This window comes from Peribacillus sp. RS7, from assembly GCF_041956845.1.
Classification (GTDB): domain Bacteria; phylum Bacillota; class Bacilli; order Bacillales; family DSM-1321; genus Peribacillus.
In genome coordinates this window covers 1,285,001-1,303,168 of the sequence record NZ_CP168135.1, presented here as the reverse complement: position 1 = coordinate 1,303,168, position 18,168 = coordinate 1,285,001, and the positions used below count along the sequence as shown (strand labels likewise).

18 protein-coding genes, 1 pseudogene, 1 riboswitch and 1 other annotated feature are annotated in these 18,168 nt (G+C 39.7%); of the genes and pseudogenes, 11 read left to right on the top strand and 8 right to left on the bottom strand.

The features are described 5' to 3' along the window. The first annotated feature begins 62 nt into the window (after window positions 1–62). On the top strand, window positions 63–1,034 hold the full coding sequence (gene galE / locus ACDZ29_RS06700) for a UDP-glucose 4-epimerase GalE (protein WP_289314746.1): 972 nt from the start codon (window positions 63–65) through the stop codon (window positions 1,032–1,034). A 209-nt stretch (window positions 1,035–1,243) separates the two neighbouring features. Here galE and ACDZ29_RS06695 read toward each other — a convergent pair whose 3' ends face one another. Together ACDZ29_RS06695 and ACDZ29_RS06690 are read right to left on the bottom strand one after the other, a co-directional pair. Further along, window positions 1,244–1,564, bottom strand: a complete 321-nt coding sequence (locus ACDZ29_RS06695) for a hypothetical protein (protein WP_370016544.1) — start codon at window positions 1,562–1,564, stop codon at window positions 1,244–1,246. A gap of 247 nt (window positions 1,565–1,811) precedes the next feature. Further along, entirely contained in the window at window positions 1,812–2,636 is an 825-nt protein-coding gene (locus ACDZ29_RS06690) for a hypothetical protein (RefSeq protein WP_375090497.1), read from the bottom strand. A 59-nt stretch (window positions 2,637–2,695) separates the two neighbouring features. After that, window positions 2,696–2,948, bottom strand: a binding site (T-box leader). A 160-nt stretch (window positions 2,949–3,108) separates the two neighbouring features. Here ACDZ29_RS06690 and ACDZ29_RS06685 point away from each other — a divergent pair. Next, window positions 3,109–3,999, top strand: a pseudogene (locus ACDZ29_RS06685) (PhzF family phenazine biosynthesis isomerase). Window positions 4,000–4,218: 219 nt separating this feature from the next. On the opposite strand, the gene ACDZ29_RS06680 reads toward ACDZ29_RS06685, so the two are convergent. From ACDZ29_RS06680 to ACDZ29_RS06670, 3 genes are all read right to left on the bottom strand, one after another. After that, window positions 4,219–4,938 (bottom strand): pentapeptide repeat-containing protein, encoded by a 720-nt coding sequence (locus ACDZ29_RS06680; protein WP_375090496.1) that lies wholly within the window; start codon window positions 4,936–4,938, stop codon window positions 4,219–4,221. A gap of 16 nt (window positions 4,939–4,954) precedes the next feature. Next, window positions 4,955–5,284: a PadR family transcriptional regulator gene (locus tag ACDZ29_RS06675; RefSeq protein WP_289314750.1), complete on the bottom strand. Its 330-nt coding sequence runs from the start codon at window positions 5,282–5,284 to the stop codon at window positions 4,955–4,957. A gap of 151 nt (window positions 5,285–5,435) precedes the next feature. Further along, window positions 5,436–5,711, bottom strand: coding sequence for a hypothetical protein (locus ACDZ29_RS06670; RefSeq protein ID WP_375090495.1), 276 nt, complete (start codon window positions 5,709–5,711; stop codon window positions 5,436–5,438). 274 nt (window positions 5,712–5,985) lie between these two features. On the opposite strand from ACDZ29_RS06670, the gene ACDZ29_RS06665 reads away from it, so the two are divergent. From ACDZ29_RS06665 to ACDZ29_RS06655, 3 genes are all read left to right on the top strand, one after another. Further along, window positions 5,986–6,690 (top strand): class I SAM-dependent methyltransferase, encoded by a 705-nt coding sequence (locus tag ACDZ29_RS06665; protein WP_375090494.1) that lies wholly within the window; start codon window positions 5,986–5,988, stop codon window positions 6,688–6,690. 192 nt (window positions 6,691–6,882) lie between these two features. After that, window positions 6,883–7,104, top strand: a complete 222-nt coding sequence (locus ACDZ29_RS06660) for a hypothetical protein (RefSeq protein WP_375090493.1) — start codon at window positions 6,883–6,885, stop codon at window positions 7,102–7,104. A gap of 12 nt (window positions 7,105–7,116) precedes the next feature. Then, window positions 7,117–7,950, top strand: coding sequence for an STAS domain-containing protein (locus ACDZ29_RS06655; RefSeq protein WP_289326617.1), 834 nt, complete (start codon window positions 7,117–7,119; stop codon window positions 7,948–7,950). 143 nt (window positions 7,951–8,093) lie between these two features. On the opposite strand, the gene ACDZ29_RS06650 is transcribed toward ACDZ29_RS06655, so the two are convergent. Both ACDZ29_RS06650 and ACDZ29_RS06645 read right to left on the bottom strand, forming a co-directional pair. Beyond that, window positions 8,094–8,750 carry a TrkA family potassium uptake protein gene (locus ACDZ29_RS06650; RefSeq protein ID WP_289314753.1) on the bottom strand — a complete coding sequence of 219 codons (657 nt, stop codon included), beginning with the start codon at window positions 8,748–8,750 and terminating at the stop codon, window positions 8,094–8,096. A 23-nt stretch (window positions 8,751–8,773) separates the two neighbouring features. Next, the gene (locus ACDZ29_RS06645) at window positions 8,774–10,111 is read right to left on the bottom strand and encodes a TrkH family potassium uptake protein (RefSeq protein ID WP_375090492.1); all 1,338 of its coding nucleotides are present in this window, start codon (window positions 10,109–10,111) and stop codon (window positions 8,774–8,776) included. Between the two features lie 168 nt (window positions 10,112–10,279). Continuing rightward, window positions 10,280–10,422, bottom strand: a riboswitch (cyclic di-AMP (ydaO/yuaA leader). Between the two features lie 333 nt (window positions 10,423–10,755). Here ACDZ29_RS06645 and ACDZ29_RS06640 point away from each other — a divergent pair. Together ACDZ29_RS06640 and ACDZ29_RS06635 are read left to right on the top strand one after the other, a co-directional pair. Next, the gene (locus ACDZ29_RS06640; RefSeq protein WP_289314755.1) at window positions 10,756–10,947 is read left to right on the top strand and encodes a hypothetical protein; all 192 of its coding nucleotides are present in this window, start codon (window positions 10,756–10,758) and stop codon (window positions 10,945–10,947) included. A gap of 401 nt (window positions 10,948–11,348) precedes the next feature. Next, window positions 11,349–12,596: an MFS transporter gene (locus ACDZ29_RS06635; RefSeq protein WP_375090490.1), complete on the top strand. Its 1,248-nt coding sequence runs from the start codon at window positions 11,349–11,351 to the stop codon at window positions 12,594–12,596. Window positions 12,597–12,642: 46 nt separating this feature from the next. Here ACDZ29_RS06635 and ACDZ29_RS06630 read toward each other — a convergent pair whose 3' ends face one another. Beyond that, window positions 12,643–13,242, bottom strand: a complete 600-nt coding sequence (locus ACDZ29_RS06630) for a TetR/AcrR family transcriptional regulator C-terminal domain-containing protein (RefSeq protein ID WP_375090488.1) — start codon at window positions 13,240–13,242, stop codon at window positions 12,643–12,645. 119 nt (window positions 13,243–13,361) lie between these two features. On the opposite strand from ACDZ29_RS06630, the gene ACDZ29_RS06625 reads away from it, so the two are divergent. The 4 genes from ACDZ29_RS06625 (at window position 13,362) to ACDZ29_RS06610 (ending at window position 17,657) form a co-directional block, all read left to right on the top strand. After that, window positions 13,362–14,087: an ABC transporter ATP-binding protein gene (locus tag ACDZ29_RS06625; protein WP_375090486.1), complete on the top strand. Its 726-nt coding sequence runs from the start codon at window positions 13,362–13,364 to the stop codon at window positions 14,085–14,087. After that, window positions 14,084–15,100, top strand: coding sequence for an ABC transporter permease (locus ACDZ29_RS06620; protein WP_375090484.1), 1,017 nt, complete (start codon window positions 14,084–14,086; stop codon window positions 15,098–15,100). Before ACDZ29_RS06625 ends, ACDZ29_RS06620 begins: the two co-directional genes overlap by 4 nt. 458 nt (window positions 15,101–15,558) lie before the next feature. After that, a complete protein-coding gene (locus ACDZ29_RS06615; RefSeq protein ID WP_375090482.1) occupies window positions 15,559–16,164 on the top strand; it encodes a VanZ family protein in 606 nt (201 codons plus the stop codon). A gap of 26 nt (window positions 16,165–16,190) precedes the next feature. Beyond that, window positions 16,191–17,657 (top strand): aminoacyl-histidine dipeptidase, encoded by a 1,467-nt coding sequence (locus ACDZ29_RS06610; RefSeq protein ID WP_375090480.1) that lies wholly within the window; start codon window positions 16,191–16,193, stop codon window positions 17,655–17,657. The last annotated feature ends 511 nt before the right edge of the window (window positions 17,658–18,168 follow it).

The following is an 18,168-nucleotide window of genomic DNA, read 5'->3' as shown; positions in this document are numbered from 1 at the left end:
CTCAAACTCTAAGGACATAAATAGGTTACGAATAAAGCTTAAAGTAAAAGGGGAAATTCTATATGATTTTGGTCGTTGGCGGTGCAGGATATATTGGAAGTCATCTTGTAAAAGAGTTAGTGAATACAGAAGAGGTTGTCATTCTGGATAATCTCTCAACCGGTTTTCGTTCGCTGGTCGATTCGAAGGCCATCTTGGTTGAAGGGAATTTAGGGGACGAAGCGGTTTTGAATGAAATATTCCTTAAATATCCCATTAAAGCCGTTATGCACTTTGCTGCTAATAGCTTGGTTGGTGAGTCTGTTCAAGACCCTTATAAATACTATGAGAATAATGTTGGTGCAACTCTTACATTATTGAATACCATGCTCAAGCATGATGTTAAGAATTTCATTTTTTCATCAACGGCAGCTACATACGGGATACCAAATGTAGATATGATTGATGAAGATCAGCCAACTAATCCGATTAATCCATATGGCCGCTCGAAATTGATGGTAGAGCAAATCTTAGGTGACTTTGCAAAGGCATATGGACTCCATTATGTAGTTTTGCGATACTTTAATGCGGCTGGAGCACATGTGTCGGCAGAAATCGGTGAAAGCCATGATCCGGAAACACACCTGATCCCCATTATTTTACAGCATTTATTAGGTCAACGTGATAAGATTTCCGTGTTTGGTACGGACTATGACACAGAAGATGGCACTTGCATCCGTGATTATATTCATGTAACGGATTTAGCTCAAGCTCATATAATCGCGCTTCAAGCCCTATTGTCCGGGAAGAAGGATACGGCCACCTACAATCTTGGGAATGGAAAAGGATTTTCGGTTAAGGATGTAATCGACACTTGCGAAAAAGTCACAGGAGTGAAACCGACCATAGAGTATGCAGACCGACGCCCTGGTGATCCAGCCCGTCTGGTTGCTTCTGCTAATAAGATATATGAAGAACTTGGATGGAAGGCATCAATAGATTTGGAAGAGATTATTGAAAGTGCATGGAAATGGCATAAATCTCAAATGAATTAAAGGTCCCTTGGGACTCGATAGTCGTTTCAGACTGTAGACAAACTCGAAGAAAAGCGAGTTTGCCTGCAGTTTTTTTATTTAAAGAAAGTTGCAGGTGATTTCAGAAATCCGCTCCCTTTCCGGCCAAGCCGACATACCTAAAACAATGAGGAAAACCTAAAAAAATAGCCCACCATAGAGGGAGGCCATCTCCAATATGTATTAATTATTCATATCTCTCCAGTTTCTAGTTTTTTGTTTAAAAGTATATAATCATCTTTGTTAAAGGTTATCGCTACTCTATCTAATCTATCTCCATTTGGATATAAATATAACTGTTGATTGAATTTTATACCTAAAGGTACGACTGTTTGATAAATAAGATTTAAAATCTTAAAACATTCTAAATCTACTCCTTCTTTCAAATGATTTTTAACATGAATTATTACTAGATCTTCAATATTTTCAAACCTAGGTTTTCGAGGAGAAATATTATCAGCTTTACAAAGTCTTTTTAATAGATTTTGATAATAATCATGATATTGTTTCAAATTAACCACCTCATATTTTATTAAATAAAGCTAGCTTTAGCGTACTTCGTTTAGACCAAATTAATATTATCGTTTGGACAATTTAAATGGGGAGTAATGAGATTAGTCTTCTTACTTTCGACCGTCCCCGCAGTAATTCGAGCTACCGCATGCTTTATTCGACCGTCCCCGCAGTAATTCGAGCTACCGCATGCTTTATTCGACCGTCTCCGCAGTAATTCGACCTACACACACTTCATTCGAAATTCTAAGCTTCCAGTGCTTTCTGGATTGATTTTTTCAGGGCTTTTACGAAATTCTGGCGTGTTTCATCGGTTAATTCCAACAAAGAAAGATAGGGATTTAAATCTTCCAGTTCAACTAATAATAGTTCACCATGCTCATTCCGGCACGCATCAACGCGTTGAATCCCCCAATCAAGGTTGTTCCATTCAATAAATCGTTGAGCAAAAGCTAGATCTTCTTCGGTAGGTACATATTCTTTCAATTCCCATCTTTTCTCTTTATCCGGTGCATAAAGGGCATACTGAAATTCTGTATCGATAAAGTAAAATGAGACTTCATATTCAAAATTGATAAATGGTTGTACCAATGTGTTCTTTGATTCCGAATTCATTTTATCTCCCAATTCTTCTTTCGTAACAAATTCCAAACCGATAGAATCCGCTCCATCTTTCGGCTTTACGATATACGTGTCTACATTAGGCAGTTTATCTAGGGAGTGAACCGTATCGATAGTTGGAATGACAGGAAATTGAGCATTAGTTAGTTCTATTAAGTATTCTTTTCCGTTCATATCAGCCTTTCCTATAAATGAATTGTAAGTTTTCAAATGATCGGTAGCCACTCTTTTACGGAATGCTTGATACTTATCTTTAAAATTCGCTACTGGACCAGCATTTCGAAATACAATTAGGTCAAAATCCTTTTCAAACGTTTCAATATCTTCAGGATGACAAATGACCAATTGAAAATCTTCCCTAAGTTTTGAAGTTAGATATAAATCCTCCTCGTAATAATTTCTTCCTTTTGCTTCATAGTTTAAATCTGTTACGAATAATAGTGTCTGCATTAGACCTGCACCTCTTTGCCTTTATTTTCATTGAATTAAATACAAAAAAACCCGTCTCATTAAGAGACGAGATTTGAACTCGCGGTACCACTCTTGTTTAATAAAATGCTTCGAAAGCAAATTACTACCCTTTACGAACGTACAATAATACGTTGTCCCTTATAACGGGGGAAACCGATAAAGCTTACTAAGGATTCGGCTTTACTTCTCAGGGATGATCTTCGGTTATATTCTGGACACTGGCTTTCAGCAAAGCACCAGCTCTCTTTGGAACAGAAACTATAACGTACTTTTTCCCTTCATGGAATTATAAATGAAATTAGATGAATTTGAGTCATTGTGCAATAGTCAGAAAATAAAATCAATGGTTGTTTCTCTTAATATAGGTAAACTGGACGAAAAAGGGATTTTATAAAGAACATAGAATTACTATTCAAGAGAAGCACCATTCGGTTAATAGGAGATGTTAGATTTGAAAATGGTTAGGGTTTTTCATTACGATGCGTTCAGCAGTAAACCGAATAAAGGAAATCCGGCAGGTGTGGTTTTAGATGCGGATGGACTGACGGAAAAGGAAATGCAGGATATAGCGCTGAAGGTGGGGTTCAATGAAACCTCTTTTCCCATGGAGTCCGATATTGCCGATCTTAGAATCCGTTATTTTACACCAGGACACGAAATGAATCTTTGCGGACACGCAACAATGGCTGCCATTCATGCATTGAAGACCAGAGGATTATTGGATAAAGATGAGCTGATGATTGAAACAGGAGCGGGAATATTACCAATCAAGATCCATACGATGGCTGATTAAGAGCTATACATTACGATGAAGCAGGCTACCCCAACGTTTGAAGAGTTTAGCGGAGATAAGCGGGATTTAGCGAGTTCCCTCGGACTTGATATAGAAGATCTGGAAGCGGAGTTACCTATTATGTATGGAAGTACAGGTTTATGGACTTTACTGATTCCGATAAATGACCTCAATGGATTCAAAAAGATGAAGGCGAACAATAAACTGTTTCCACAAATTTTAAAGGAAATGCCAAGAGCTTCTGTTCATCCCTTTTGCTTGGAAACGTACGATCAGGATGCCTATATGCATGCCCGGCATTTTTCCTCGCCATTTTCAGGTACGCTTGAGGACCCGGTTACAGGAACGGCTTCAGGTGTAATGGGCGCATATTATGCAAAATACATAAAAGATGACCGTGAAAATGAGCTGCACCTGTTAATAGAACAGGGAAATGAAATAGGAAAGGATGGCAGGGTCCGCGTTACGGCTATAAAAAACCATGACAACTATGATATTGAAATCACAGGGAATGCTGTCTACGTTAATGAATTTGAAGTGGAAGTCTAAAGGTTCATGCAGGGGAGGATGGGCGGTTGAATGATGAGAAAGGTATATTGAAAACGAAAAACCCTGTGCCAAGACGTTTCATGTCTTAGCACAGGGTTCTTGATGAATCATTCCCCCATGCTCATTCCTTTTAAAACGACCGCAGTCAGAAACACGGTCACGCAAATGATTGAGGTGGATACGACAATCGCTAACGGTAAAGTCATTGGAAATTCCTCCTTAGATGATGGTCACGCCGCTAAGATCAACCTTACCTCCATGTAAAAAGTTGTAAGTGAGTTTATCCATCGAAGCTCCCGTAAAGTCAATTTTCTTTAAATCGGACACCCGAAATTGAACATTGATGAGTGTGGCGTCGCGAAATGATGCCTTTTTCAATGAAGAACCCTCGAAAACGGTTTGGTTGAATGTTTCCCCATCAAATATAAGACCAGATAAATTACAGCCTTTAAAATGGGTCTTGTTATAAATGCTGTTCTTGAAAGTTACGCCTTTTAAATTGGCACTTTTAAATAAGGCACTAGTTAAATTGGCGTTTTCAAAGATGCAGTCATTTAAGTTACTGCTTTTAAATGTGCTGTTCGTCAGGTCCGAATGGCTGAAGTCAGAACGGCTTAAATCACAGGAATTAAATTTCCCATCATGCACGGAAACCGAGCGGAAGTCGGAATCCAATAAACGGTGTCTGGAATAGTCCATGGATATCGCCTGCTCAAGCTCGTTATACTGAAGGTTGAGTGATTCCATGAGCTCTGATACTTCTCCAATTGAATCCACAGTCAGCTTATAAGCTTCTTGCTCACTAGAGCCATTCCTTTTATGGTCATTGTATTTTTCCAGTAAGTTTTGCAGCAGTTCTTCTTCCAATTCCTTTGTGGTTTTTGCATTTTTGTACGGGGCAAAAATGCTATGAACATGTGCATGCAGTTTTTCAATCACATTTCATCTTCCTTTCTTACAAGAGGCGTTCAAGTATTCTCTTGGCCTGCTCCCAGTCATTTTTATTTTGCGTATATGTCTCTTCCCCGATTGGGGTGATTTTGTAATACTTCCTTCTTCCGCCTTGTGTAGCATCTCCCCAATAAGAGATGATGCAACCATCTTTTTCTAGACGTTTTAAGCTGGAATACATCGTAGCTTCCTTTATTTCATATTGCTCATTTGAACTCACATATATCAGTTTGCTGATTTCATAACCATATTTATCGCCACTTTGCAGGAGTTTTAGAATCATCGTATCTACATGTCCGCGAAGCAAGTCAGAGGATAGTTTACGTTCAACCAAATCCTCACCTCCTTTGGTATATCTTATAGTGTATTACTATGACAGTCAAGGTAATTTGTATAATATGGAGTGTGTCAGTTGGGGGCTTTATATTTGGAGGGTCGTTCTTAAACATGTCCGTTATCGCGGACCACTGCGTCGCATACTATTTTTAATTCATGTAAAGACCTATAAAGATGTGGAAACATTCTCGAAAATGAAAGGGGGATAGTTTCCAGTCATTTTTCATATACTCTTCAATCTCACTTATTACGTCATCCATCATACCTTTTGTTTGTTTTTCCTTAGGTCGGCTTATTTTAAAAGGATTTTTAAAAAGAAAAATTCCAATTAAGTCTTCTAAGTGTCCTTCTTTTCTATACAGCCTTACATATGGATCAGTCTGTTTATATAGGAAAACGTAAGCCTGATCCGCTGTAAAGTACATGTAATGATTGACATGTAAATAAAAAGCCCCTGCCTCATCTATTATGGATATAGGACTGATCAACGGGTTATTAAGTAATGGTGGATAAATACTATCAGAAGGCAGTTAGAGCACATTCTTGATACCTTTAAATGCCAGTGGACATTAAATAATCAACGGGTTCCAATAGTGTGTGAACGCCATCTGTAACGCATTTTTGATGCAGCTGTTACATGGGCGCCGACCGAAATCGATATAATTAAATGGTGGGATTTAATGGGAAGAGGTGATAGTTTTGTCGGAGACGATTACAACCTATGAAGATCTATTGAACATGCTGGATTCGTTATTGCGTGAGCCCACTGCATTCTGGAATGGTTTTTATGAAGACCGTGAAAAAGGGATTCCCTTTTTCGGAAACCTCCCTGATGAGAATTTGGTTCAATACTTTGATAGTGGGTCACTTGGGTCAGGAAAGGTTCTTGAGCTTGGGTGCGGACCTGGAAGAAATGCTATTTACCTTGCTCAAAAGGGCTGTTCCGTTGATGCGGTGGATCTTTCAAAGGAAGCCTTGGAATGGGGGAAAGAACGAGCGGAAGAAAGCAAAGTGCACGTGAACTTCATTCAAAGGAATATATTTGAATTGGACATTGGGGAAGGGCAATATGACTTTGTATATGATTCAGGTTGTTTTCATCATATTGCTCCACATCGAAGGATCAATTATTTGGAGATGGTGAAAAAGGCGTTAAGGCCTAAGGGAATGTATTCGATTACTTGTTTTGTGGAAGGCGGCATATTGGGTGGTGCAGATATCTCGGATTGGGAGGTATATAGGCAAAGAAGCCTTAAAGGCGGATTAGGTTTTACTGAAGAAAAACTTAGAATGATCTTCAAGGATTTTGAAGTGGTGGAAATACGTAAAATGAGGAAAATGGAACAATCTGATGAAACCTTTGGGGTGCAGGGTTTATGGACCGCAATATTTATGAAAAGGTAATTCTCATGAGGTTAATTAGGTTATGTGGATAGTATAGCTCAATTTCACTGAACGGAGGATCTGGGATCAGGTCCTTTTTTACGTGATAAAGAAAAGGGGCAGGATGGCGGTGAATTTGTTAACAAAAAATAAAAATGGTAAACTATAACAAAAAAATACGATTTGGTGAATGCCGCTTTACCAGAATGATAGATGAATGTTCTTGCAGATTTTTTTTTTGAAAAATCAGTGGTTGTATGGTTTCAAAAACAGCTGGGAAGGTATATGGAATGGAGGGACCATTGGCATGGGATCTTAAGTATTGAAGCGGTTATCCTCGATGCTTCTTTTGTTGATAAAACGGTTAACTTTCAATACCCTGACAATGCTGGTTCAGCCTTTAATAGCATTAGATATTATAAAAAAATTAAATAGGTGGAGGAGTTTATGCACAGAAATAAAGAACTATATTCCTTTTTATTAGGTGAGGCAGCTCAATTGACTGAGGATTGGTACGCAACATTGAATAAAAATGATAAGTCGGGGGTTTATAGCTCACCCGATCCCAAAGTGATTAAAAAACTGAAGCAACAAAATAATGAGTTCCACTTACATTTCTTTCAGATATTTGTTACAGAGGAAAGGGAATTCTTTAAGCGTCTTGATGAGTGGATTGAAGATATCGGTCAGGATGAGCAGCATTTAAACACACCCATCTATTTTATATTGAGGGAGTTTTTTCGAACGCAAGAGCAATATCTGGATTACATTGACCGATTTGTGGGATTGCATGGAGATCGATATACACGGGAGGAAGTAAATTCCTGGTATCGGATAGTGGTCAAGGTGTTCAGTGAAGTGATGGAGAGGTTTACGGAAGCGAATCATAAATATGCCAATAAAATTATGAAAGCCCAACAGGCCACGATCGATGAATTGAGCACGCCCATCATTTCCCTTAAAGATAATACCGCGTTGCTTCCCCTGATAGGCGATATTGACACGACGAGGGGCATGTCCTTGCTTGAAAACACCTTACAAAAGTGCGCTGAAAAAAATGTCACCAGGCTTTTCATTGACCTATCGGGCGTTCATGCAATAGATAGTGCATCCGCCCACCAACTGTCACAATTGATTGAATCCTTACATTTGATCGGAATTCATACAACCCTTTCAGGACTTCGGCCGGAAATAGCCATGACTGCCGTTAAGCTTCAACTGCCTTTTGATAAAGTGACGATAAAGTCCACTCTTGCCCAAGCGATCAGTACGATAAAATAATACATACATATACATGGCAAGGGTATGCTCGTTATAAATTTCATCGAGAAGACCTCCATATGGCGGTCTTCTCGCATGTATAGGTGATGCTACATTCAAAATAGGTGGCGGGCTCCATAAGGCAAGAGCCGGAACCTGCCGGATTATTCAATATTTGCAAAGACGGCTAGGTCTTCTTTATTGCCAACGACCAAAAGCATATCTTTTTCATGGATATCCTGATCTGGTGACGGTGCTATGATAATTTCTCCGTTACTCACGATGGCAATGACGCTGATATTATATTTAGCGCGTAAATCAAGTTCCCTGAGGCTTTTTCCCTTCATGCTCATGGGGAGGATGATTTCCTCGATATTGTATTCTTTAGACAGCTCTATATAGTTCAGCATGTTAGGGAACAGGAGCTGATTCGCGACCCGTTCCCCCATATCCCTCTCAGGATAGATGACCCAGTCGGCACCAACTTTAGTGAGCACCTGACCGTGATTTTTATTAAGTGCTTTGGCAATGACCTTTTTGACCCCAAGCTCTTTTAAAAGCAAGGTAGTCAAAATGCTTGATTGCATATCATTTCCGATGGCTACGATGACACAATCGAAATTACGGATTCCGATGGATTTCAATGTCTCTTCTTCAGTGGTATCCGCCATGACTGCATGGGTAACGCTCAGTTCCGCATTCTCGACTCTTTCCTCGCTGATATCAATACCCAATACCTCTTGGCCAGCGGTATATAATCTATCTGCCACACTACTTCCGAATCTGCCTAAACCGATCACGGCATATTGTCGTTTTCCCATCATTTACACTCCTTCAGTTTTGGTTAACCAATCATGATTTTCCCTTTTGGATGACGGAAGGGATCTGGCTTACGCCTCATTGCGATGGCAAAGGCCAAAGTCAAAGGACCCACCCGGCCTGCAAACATCGTGAAAATGATAAGCATCCGGCCAACCGGTGATAATTCGGGAGTCAAACCCATTGAAAGTCCCACTGTGGCGAATGCTGAAGTGGCTTCAAATAAAATCATCAAGAAATCACTTCCGCTTTCTGTGATGGTCAGCAGAATGGAAATGATTGAAACGAGGAAGACCCCGATGAAAGTAACGGATAATGCTTTAAAGATGGTTTCATTCAAAATGCGGTGACGGAATAATACTACATCACCCTTTCCTTTAATCTGTGACCAAACCGTTCCAAGAAGCGTCGCAAATGTTGTTGTTTTAATCCCGCCGCCAGTCGATCCGGGTGAGGCCCCAACGAACATCAAGAAAATGATGAGCAGTAATGTAGGTTGAGTTAAATCAGGGATATTCAACGTATTGGAGCCTGCTGTCCTTGGTGAAACCGATTGAAATAAAGATGATAACGCTTTACCCATGAAAGATAAAGGCTGCAATGTTTTGGCATTACCGAACTCGAATAAAAAGATTAAAATTGCGCCGACGATTGTAAGGGTCAAGCTAGTCATCAGAACAACCTTCGTATGTACGGATAAACGATGGGTTTCACGATATTCGTATAGTTCATTCATTACGATAAAACCTATTCCGCCAAACGTGATGAGGAAGGCGACGGTAAGGGTTACGAATGGGTCCGATACATAAGGGGTCAAACTCCTGAATTCCCCCATTAAATCAAAGCCGGCGTTATTGAAATTCGATATGGAATGAAAAACCCCGTAATAGATCGCCTTGCCGACTGGCATGTCAAAAGAAAAGCGGATTGATAAGATAAGGGCACCCACGCCCTCAATGATGGCCGTGAAAATTAAAAGCCGTTTTACTAACTTGACTACACCTGCCATGGATAGATTATTTAAGGACTCCTGCAAGAGTAGCCTGCCTTTTAAAGAAATTTTTTTGCCTAATAAGAAAAAGAAAAACGTGGCAAATGTCATGAACCCTAGGCCGCCTATCTGAATCAGTGTTAAGATGACCAACTCACCAAAGGTGGTGAAAGTCGTTCCCGTATCCACCACCACAAGCCCTGTTACACATGTAGCGGAGGTTGATGTGAATAAAGCATCCAGAAAAGAAAGGCCATTCCCATTTTCAGTCGAAATCGGCAGGGTCAGCAAATAGGCCCCAATAAGTATCAGGATGGCAAAGCCGAGTACAAGGATTTTTGGCGGATCCAATAAATTTTTTGCTTTTATCAAATGATCATCCCTACCTATAAAAATATTGTGTAAAACTTATGAAATCTTAACCATCAATCCTCTTTATAAATCTTTTTCAAAGCATAATAAAAAGACCTGCGAAAACATCGAAAGGCTTTTTTGTCACAAAAAGAGTGCAAAAAAAGCTCCCGAAATAGGCGGTCTTATGACCTCCTTCGCTTTAGCCGACGAAGTTAGCTGACGGGTAGGATGGCGAAAGAGCTGATCTCATCCCTTCTGCAAGGCAGAATTAACCCCAAATGATTGGGTCCTCCGTACTCAATTCCCTTGAGTTTTGGCCGAATTGCATTAAATTGATAAACGTATTCTACTCCCATCATTTAGCAGTTGTAAACCCCTAAAGTGTAAAAAAATATTTCTTTAACAAGACTGAAAATTTACGTTTTATTTACATTTTAAAAACGTATTGACAAATATTAGTTAGCACCTTATGATAGGTTCGATTAAGCTGATTATGATGACCAAAATCGATGTACTTTATTCAACACTTTCAAGCAGAACATGTCATTGCAAATCTATTTTCTAATATAAATAAATTATTTTTCTTTTGAAAATCATAAAGAAAAAAAGTATGGCATTCTTATTTAAAGGTTTCAAACATTTTATAAAAAAGGCGGGCAATTATGGAGAAGACGTTCAATAGATATGTTATTAACGCTACAGGCAAGGGTGGACAGACATATTTAACACAATGCCAGGATAAAGATGCACTTAGGAAATGGATAGCCGATCATGAGGATCAAATCATAATGAATGAGTTAAGGATAACGGATAAGAAAAAGAATCCGTTGTTAAAATTGTTTTCTCTAAGGTAAATCAACTGAAATTATGTCATCCTGTGTACTATCCGGGAACTAGAGCGAAAAATCCATAACTTGTTTTGCTTTTAAACTCATTTATTTTTGAATGAGTTTTTTTGCGTTGAAAATTATGACGTTTACACTATTAATACAATAATGTTAAAATTTAGAAAAGTGATGAATCTGGATGTAATGAAGAGAAAGCAAATGGAATGACCACATATCAGAGAGCACCGTCAACTGGAAGGAGTAAGCATAAATTGAAGCAATTCTCCAGTATGGGAAGGGGATGCTGTGACGGGAACTTCCGTTATGGTGCGTAGTAACACCGCACTATTGATCTCGTCCCAGAGAAGCCTTTCCTGGGGATGGGATTTTTTTATTGTTTATATTTCCTTTTCTAAGGAGGAGAAGCGTTGACATTCAAAAATTCATTAGTAGCTTGGAAATATCCCTCCATCCTATTGTTCGGGATCGGGATTTCCAACTTTGGTGCATGGGTTTATTTTATTGCACTTAATTTAATCGTGCTTGATATGACTGATTCAGCTTTAGCGGTAGCTGGACTTTATATCGTTAAACCGATGGCTGCCATATTTACGAATGTTTGGGCAGGCAGCGTGATCGACCGGATAAATAAGCGAAATCTAATGGTGGCACTTGACCTATTTCGAGCGGTATTCATAGCCTTGCTGCCATTGACTTCTTCTATTTGGGTCATCTATTCCCTTGTCTTCGTGATCAATATGGCAGGGGCCATGTTCGGAACGACATCAAGATCTTATATAACAAAATTAATACCCATTGAACAGAGGAAACGATTTAACTCGTTACGAAGCTTAATGGATTCTGGGGCTTTTTTGATTGGACCTGCGATAGCGGGTCTCCTTTTCTTGATCGGTACACCCGTTTTAGCCATTTACATTAACGCGGCTGCCTTATTATTATCCGGCATCATCACTCTATTCATGCCCGATCTTGAAAAGGAACGTTCCCTTGAACAATCCAGTCATTACCTGTCTTGGACCATCATGAAAAAGGATTGGGGCATCGTCATGGACTTCAGCCGGAAATTTTCCTATATCATGCTCATTTATTTCTTATTCAGCTGTATGGTAGTAATGGAAACGGCCATGGATTCCCAAGAAGCGGTGTTTGCCAAGGCCGTGCTCCTTTTGTCGGACAGCGATTACGGATTCCTTGTAAGCATCGCCGGGGCAGGCATCATTGCGGGTGCAATAGTCAATGCGGTATTCATCAATAAAATACCAATATCGTACCTAATTGGACTTGGATCTTTATTTGTATCGATAGGTTATGTGATCTATGCCCTTTCAAATTCCTTTTCGATGGCCGCCATCGGATTTTTCATCATTGCCTTTTCACTGGCTTTTGCCAACACAGGCTTTCAAACATTTTATCAAAATAATATTCCAGTGGAGATTATGGGGAGGGTTGGAAGTATTTTTGGCTTGTTGGAAGCTTTACTGATCATCATGACTACAGCGATTGTTGGTGTCTCAGCACATTTCATTTCGATTAGGTTGGTGGTCATTTCAGGTACCATGATCATGTTCGCCGTATCAATTTTACTGTCCATACTTAGTATGAAGGCCTCGAAGAGCAGGTATTATTCCATTGGGAATGCCGGGGAAAAGATGTAACTTTTTATAAAAGGCATGTAAATGGAACATGCCTCTTATAAAAAGTTCATTGAACGAATGTCCGCACTTGGCTGATGAAGTTCAAGATTTGAAAATGAATTTTCGCCATTTCTTCCACCGTTTGGCCGTCGCAATTCTCCAGCCACTCCTGTATCACGCCTAAAATCGCTGATGTCATGAAGGCATGCATATACTTACGAAACGCCTCATCTTTTGCTGCTGGATGCTGGCTGATTAGTCGCTCCAACAGCACTTCACCGAATACACGCTTTATTTTTTTTGCAAAAGAAGGATCTCCCTGATCACCAAGAATGGCCCTTAATGCATGTGCATGTTCACTAATGAATTGAAAAATTGCTACGAAGGGCGGGTAAAGTTGTTGATGATGAAGAGCCAAAAAAGCCTCTTTCGGCAGAATGGCAGTAATCCGTGTTTGAAGTTCATTTAACAATTCCTGCTGTAAGTGATCCATCAATTCATATTTATCCGTATAATGCAAATAAAATGTGCCCCGATTAATGTTAGCGCGTTCCGCAATTTTCTTCACTGTTACATGTGAGAACCCCTCTGTTTCTACGAGTGCAATAAAATGATGTTGTATCTGCAGTTTCGTTTTATGTACCATATCCTCATGAATCGATCCCATGAAATGTCTCCTTCACTTAACATTTTTTCCAAATATGTTGATTGTATTAGACCAAATGCTACCTTAGAATGATGATACACTCAACACCGTGTCAATTAAAGAGGAAGGATGTGTGTACAATGAAAAATGCTATTTCCATTGAAGGAATTGCTAAAGGTTTTCATCATAAAAAGGTCATTCAGCCATTGAATCTGAATATAGAAAAAAATGGGATTTTCGGCTTGTTAGGTCCATCCGGATGCGGAAAGACGACCTTGATTAAGATGATTGTCGGATTGATTAAGCCCGATGCGGGTAAAGTCACGGTTCTTGATCATGAAGTGCCAAATGAAGCACTGTTAATGGATGTCGGCTATATGGCACAGTCCGATGCTTTATATACAGAACTGACGGGAGCTGAAAATCTCGCATTTTTTGCGAAGCTTTACCGTTTATCGAAAAAGGAACGAAGGGAACGCATTCAATATGCAGCTGAAATCGTACAATTGACGAATGATTTGAACGTTCGGGTAGCGTATTATTCCGGTGGGATGAAACGGCGTCTGTCACTGGCGGTTGCACTCATCCAAAACCCGGAGATCCTCATTTTGGATGAACCGACCGTAGGGATAGACCCTTTGCTGAAACAATCCATTTGGCAGGAACTTGAACGTTTAAGAAATGAAGATCATAAGACGATCATCATCACGACTCATGTGATGGATGAGGCGGAACGATGCGATAAACTGGCGATGCTGCGTGAAGGTGAAATCATCGCATCAGGAACACCGGCAGCTTTAAAAACACAATATGCAGTCGAAACGCTTGATGATGTTTTTTTGAGGATTGGAGGTGGACTATCATGAGAATTGCCTCTCTTGTTACTCGAATTATACAGCAGATGCGAAGGGATCGAAGGACACTCGCTTTATTTTTCCTTGCTCCATTGCTCATTTTAACGCTCATGTATTTTATTTTCGATACAGAAGCGAGTGATTTGGAAATCGTTGTTACAGGCAGTGAGGAAACTCTGGTTAATGCATTGAAACAAGCGGATTTTCAAGTAACGGCTGCTGAAAAGTTTTCTAAGGAAAGAATGATCGAAAATAATACGGATGGCTGGTTACAAGTTGAAAATGGCCAGATAAAATTGACGCTGTTAAACGACGAACCGGCTCGTGCAAAGGCCGTTCAAATGCAAATGATGCAGGCGTTGCAAGGGAAACAGAAAAATACTCCTTCAATTGAGGAGCAATATGTTTACGGGGATGCAAACACAAAGGGTTTTGATACTTTCAGTCCGATGCTCGTTAGCTTTTTCGTTTTCTTCTTCGTATTTTTAATAGCGGGTATTGCGCTTTTGAAGGAGCGAACAAGTGGTACGTTGGAACGGCTGCTTGCGACACCGATTAAACGATACGAAATCGTAGCGGGTTATGTGATCGGATATGGCTTATTTGCTCTTATTCAAACGATAATAGTCGTCCTATATGCTGTAAATGTGCTGGATATCGTGCTTGTTGGCTCAATATGGCTCGTTTTATTGACGAATATACTCGTCGCGCTCGTTGCATTATCGCTTGGTACATTACTATCGAGTTTCGCAACATCTGAATTCCAAATGGTACAATTCATTCCGCTGGTCATCGTGCCGCAAGTCTTCTTTACAGGGATTTTCCCATTAGATGGCATGGCAGACTGGCTGCAAAAAATCGGCAAGGTCATGCCGCTCTATTACGCGTCGGATGCCATGAACGGCATTATGTACAAAGGTTTCACATTCAATGATATTTTACTGGATTTACTCATTCTCCTGGCATTTTCCGTCGTTTTTATAACCATCAATATCATCAGTTTTAAAAAATACCGTGCCTTATAATGAGGATTAAATACCAATCCTTGCTAAGATGATTACATCTGAATAACGTAAAACAAAGTCGGATTCCTGGATCGTGAGGAACCGGCTTTTTGTTACTAGAAGATCGAATTTTGGTTGAAGGCCGAATTATTCCACACAACAGTCGAATTATCCGGAGTAAGGTCGAATAAACCCACACATCGGACGAATTATCCGGAGTAAGGTCGAATAAACCCACACATCGGTCGAATTATCCGGAGTAAGGTCGAATAAACCCGCACATCGGTCGAATTATCCGGATGTAGGCCGAAATATCCCACACATCGGACGAATTAGGAATAAGGACGAATTATCCTTCCCATCGTTGATTCATTCTAAAAAGCTTCCCTTTGAAGTAGTTTGTTGACGGAGTGTTAAAGATGTCCTAGGATATAATGATATGCAGTAATTTGGAAAGAAATAGAAGGGGAGGGAGTTACATGTCTCTAAAATCGGTCATGCTTTCCCTTTTGCTGTCGCAAGCACTGTTTTTATGCGGTTTGCCTCTTTTCCTTCAGCTCCTATTATATTTGAATCCTTTGGTGATCATGGTTGTCTGGTTTTGTATATTCATTTTCGTTTCGCTTGCGGTTCTTTATTTTCGAGGTGAAATGGTCAAAATTCCGCGCCTTTTGTGGCAGGCAGCCTTCAGTGGCTACAGTTTATCATTAATGGTTTTGTTGTTCTTTCGGCCAAAAGGGCAGGTCTATTCGTATAATTTGATTCCTTTTTCCACGATTCTTTCATATTTTTCGAACGAAATGAACGGGCTTGTGTCATTTTATAATCTTAGCGCCAATGTGGGACTGTTCATTCCATTCGGGCTATATTTATTGTCCAAGGAAGGGAAAGATCCATCAACTTCAAGGAAATTTCTTTATCCATTACTTTCGATTTCGGGCATCGAAATCTGTCAGTTTGTTTTTCGGCGCGGCAGTTTGGATGTCGATGATCTGATACTGAATATGATTGGTGTTTACCTGGGGTATATCCTGTATCCATTATTCACGAGAGTGGTAGCGATCCATTCTAGAGTAGATTCATAAATAAGATAAATGAAAGGATGAATTCCATGTATAGCACTTTAGAAAAATTAACGGGCCATCCTGTGTTTCATTATTTTGCAGCGATTTCCGAAATCCCGAGAGGATCAGCCAATGAAAAAACGATCAGTGACTATTTGGTTCGCTTTGCTAAGGATAGGGACCTGGTGGTGATTCAGGATGAAGCACTGAATGTCATTATCAAAAAGCCTGCCACAATTGGATATGAAAGTGCACCTACCGTCATTATCCAGGGGCATATGGATATGGTTTGCGAAAAGAACAAGGGTACACTTCATGATTTTGAGAAGGATCCGCTTCAATTAAGGATTGTGGGTGACATGTTGTATGCGACGGAGACAACTTTAGGGGCGGATAATGGGATTGCAGTTGCTTATGCTTTGGCATTATTGGATGCAAATGATATTCCGCATCCTGCTCTTGAAATAGTCATAACGACTGAAGAAGAAACGACAATGAACGGTGCACTTGCTGTGGATCCGGCTCACTTCAAGGGAAAAATGATGATCAATATCGATTCGGAGGAAGATGGAAAGCTGTTGGTCAGCTCAGCAGGAGGAATACGCGTTCGGCAAATCCTGCAAATCGGATGGGAATCGGCTTCAATTGTTGAAGCTGTATCTTATAACATCAGGATTAAAGGGTTAAAGGGCGGACACTCCGGTATGTCCATCCATAAGGAAAGAGGGAACTCCAATAAACTTTTGGGCAGAGTATTACATGAATTAACGACAGACTTTCCTTGCTTCATACAGCAAATGAACGGTGGCCTGAAAGGGAATGCGATTCCTCGTGAAGCAGAGGCGACTGTACTGATTCATGTAGAAGATGTTCAGAAGATAGAGGAGAGACTCCGGCAATGGGAAGATACTTTTAAAAATGAACTGCAATCTTCCGACCCTGAGGTATCGATTAGGTTTGAAAAGATCGAAACGATTTCTTCAAACGTTTTTTCCAAAGAGACGGTATCTAAAGCCATTACCTCTTTACTGGTAATCCCGCATGGCGTTCAAGGAATGAGCATGGGAATAGAAGGATTAGTGGAAAGTTCGACGAATCTAGGGGTCGTTACGACAAATGAAGCGGAAATGATATTCGAAAGTGAAATCAGGAGTTCGGTCAAAAGCCTCAAATATAATATGGTCACTCAGGCAAAGGCGATAGCTGATATGCTTGGATGCGAGATATTGGTAGATGCGGATTATCCGGAATGGCCCTATAATCCCGATTCGAAACTCAAGCAATTATTTGAAGAAACATACAAAGAAAAATATCATGAGGATATTGAAATCATCGCTGTGCATGCAGGGATCGAATGCGGGGTATTCATTGATAAGATACCAGGATTGGATACTGTTTCAATCGGACCGGATATATTTTCCGTACATACACCTGATGAACACATAAGCATCCCGTCCACTATAAATAACTGGGGATATTTCCTTTATACATTAAAAAGGATGAAGGATCTATAATCAACTGAATGTTTGGGGAACAGGTAAAATGATAATCGAATAGATTTTGAGACATCCTATCGTAAACGATTTGATGTCTCTTTTTTTTGGTTGAAATAAGGAACAGCACGAGGATATGGAACATGGTCAATTCCATATGCCTAGTTAAAAATATAATTGAAGTTATATTAATTTTAGAAAAAGTAAGAAAGAGTCATTAAGAGGGCCAGTCTATCAAAGGCAGATATTATCCTGTTTTGTTGACTTGATCTGCAAGTGAAAAAAGCGTTTACAATTTTATGTAAACGCTTTATAATTTATTTGTACCCATAAATTCATACCAATGAATAAAATGTATGCTTATCAATCTTAATTAAAAATGCCAGAATTCCCTTTAATTAAGGATGGAAATCATCAATGGAGAGTGGTCTTTGAATTCAGAACATTCTGTTTTTATCAATCATCATCTTCTAAATAATTAGATTAGCAGAAACATATTTCATATCTTTCTTTAAAGGGGGTGACATACATC